This is a genomic window from Aminobacter ciceronei (assembly GCF_014138625.1).
GTDB classification, from domain to species: Bacteria; Pseudomonadota; Alphaproteobacteria; order Rhizobiales; family Rhizobiaceae; genus Aminobacter; species Aminobacter ciceronei.
In genome coordinates this window covers 1-2400 of the sequence record NZ_JACJHY010000087.1, presented here as the reverse complement: position 1 = coordinate 2400, position 2400 = coordinate 1, and the positions used below count along the sequence as shown (strand labels likewise).

Annotated in this window: 1 protein-coding gene and 1 pseudogene; one reads left to right on the top strand and one right to left on the bottom strand. The window is 56.6% G+C overall.

The window, feature by feature from the left end:
• Positions 1–195 precede the first annotated feature (195 nt).
• Positions 196–1332 (bottom strand): polyamine ABC transporter substrate-binding protein, encoded by a 1137-nt coding sequence (locus tag HNQ95_RS33280; RefSeq protein WP_154387361.1) that lies wholly within the window; start codon positions 1330–1332, stop codon positions 196–198.
• Positions 1333–1871: 539 nt separating this feature from the next.
• On the opposite strand from HNQ95_RS33280, the pseudogene HNQ95_RS33915 reads away from it, so the two are divergent.
• Positions 1872–2241 (top strand): annotated as a pseudogene (locus HNQ95_RS33915) (transposase); the annotation flags it as partial.
• Positions 2242–2400: the final 159 nt, after the last annotated feature.

Below are 2400 nucleotides of genomic sequence, written 5' to 3'. Positions count from 1 at the left end.
GCGATTCCAACCTGAAGACACGACTGCACGGCCAACCGCCCTGCAGGATTGCCGGAATGAATGGGCGAGCGCAGCGGCCCGCCCAACGAACATTAGCTTTTCAGTCGAGCCTAGCGCGCAATCCATCCATCGAACGACAACAACGGACGGAGCTGGATTTCCAAAGGCGCATATCGCTAGTTCAGATGGAAAGCACTAGGAGCCCTTGTATTCGGACCAAAAGTCGTTCCAGTCCTCAAGGCTCTGCTGCACCGGCAATTGCCGGAATTTGATGCGCCCGTTACGGATCAGGTCCATGATATTGCTCTCATTGAGCAACATGCCCTGGCGTTTGGCTTCCGCCGGAAAATCCTCCGCTAGCAATTCCCAACCTTTCTTGTTCGGAACCATCGCGGGATAGGCCGCCATATTGACCGACTTCACCTGCCCCTTGGCCGAGGTGATGTACTGGATCCACTTCTTCGCGAGGTCGGCCTTTGTCGAGCCCTTGCCGATACAGAAGGACTCAGTCCACTGCAGGCCGCCCTCCTCCGGAATCACGGTGCGTACCTTCGCACCATTCTTTGCTAGAACACCAGTGATCCAGTCGCCGATACCGGCCATCGCCAGCACCTGGCCGTTCTGCAGCGACGAAAACGTCCCGCCAAAATCGAAGAAGCCACCGATCTGCGGGCGCAGCGTCTTCATCTTCTCCTGCAGCTTGCCCCAGGCCGCTTCGTCGATGTCGTATGGCGCGGCATTGCCGTTGAGCAGGCTGATCTGGCCAAGGTTCGGATGATGCCAGTCGAAATGGCCGACCTTGCCCTTCAGCTTTTCGGCCCAATAGACGTTGTAGGTCGAAGCCTCCTTCTCGGTGATCGCATCGGTGTTGTAGGCAACGCCGAGGAAGCCAAAGCGCGTGATAACCGAATAAAGATCGTTACCTTGCCAGTGCCCGGGAAAATGTTGGAATTCGGGGAAAAAGTCGTCAAACGGATAGTCTACCGGGTCGAGTTTCTCAATGTAACCCGCAGCGTTGAGCTGCTGCACATACTCGGCATCGGAAAGGATGACGTCGAAGGTTCCTGGAGGCGACTGGGAGATCAACCCAAGCATGTTGTCGCCACCGGTATAGTATTTCGGCTTGAACTTGACGTTGTTTTCCGCCTCGAACTCAGCGACGACATCAGGTTCAGCGTGGCCGCTCCAGGCAAGTATGTTTAGTTCGACCGGTTGCGCAAACGCCAGACGATTGAGGAATGGCATTGCAAGAACGCCTCCGCCCAACACACTGGCACCCTTCAGAATATCGCGACGGTTGTGGCCCTTTTGCAAACCCTTATGCACGTTCATCGTATTCCCCTTTTTGCGATTTTATATTGTTCGGTCAACAACTAGCCCGACAGCAGACGGTGACGCGGATTCATCGCCCTTGAAACCGGCCCTGATAAGAAGCGGTCAGGTGAACATCTAGGCCTAATCTCGCCCCTTTGGGCCACTTATCATCCAGAGATTGGCACAGGCATAAACCCCCGAATATCACATCTTTCGCATTGTTCTTGTTAATGCACTGCAGCCGACTTTCGGAGCCGATGGGCACGTCCATGGATGCCCCTATCCGAAGCGTTCCAGGTGACGAAAGCTGCATTACCGGTGGCATCAGGAATATGGCGGCCTGAACCAGAAGCGTCTAAGGAGCGTACCGGTTTATGCCGTTGTGGCCCATCCCGCCACTTGCGGTGAAGCACGATCGCTTATACGTGCCACCGCGAGATAGCCTGCTGTTTTTTTCCCTTTTTGCGATCGCGACGCCCATAAGCTGGACGCTCCTAACCTCGCCAAATCAGGCGTGTTGTGATTCCCTCGGTCCGTTCGCAGCGGATGGGGGGCCGATGGGGAATACGCCTGGATTCTTCGGCATCGATGACCGTCTTCAGCGGCTGAGCGATCTGGGCGATCAGCTCGAAGCCTATCGGCGGATGTGGACTTCGAGGCGTTCCGACCTGTTCTGGAAAAGGCGCTTACCTGTACGCGCGGGCGGCACGGTGGCCGACCGCCGTACGATCCTGTGATGATGCTGAAGGCGTTGGTGAGCCAGACGGCGAACAATCTGACGGACGAGCGCACCGAGTTCCTGATCAACGACCGGCTGTCGTTCGTGCGGTTCCTGAGCCTAGGGCTTTCGGACAGGGTTCCCGACGCGCGCACGATCTGGCGTTTCGCGAAAGACTGACGAAGGCCGACGCGATCCAAGCCTTGTTCTAACGCTTCGATGCGATGCTAGCCTTGGCGCTTACCCTGAACGCCCTCTGAGGGTAAGAACGATGCCTAGGTGACCGACTCATAACTACGCAACCAGATGCGGATTGAAGCAAGCTGGACGGAAGCGAGGAAGTTGTCGTCGCGCTTGTCGTAGCGGGT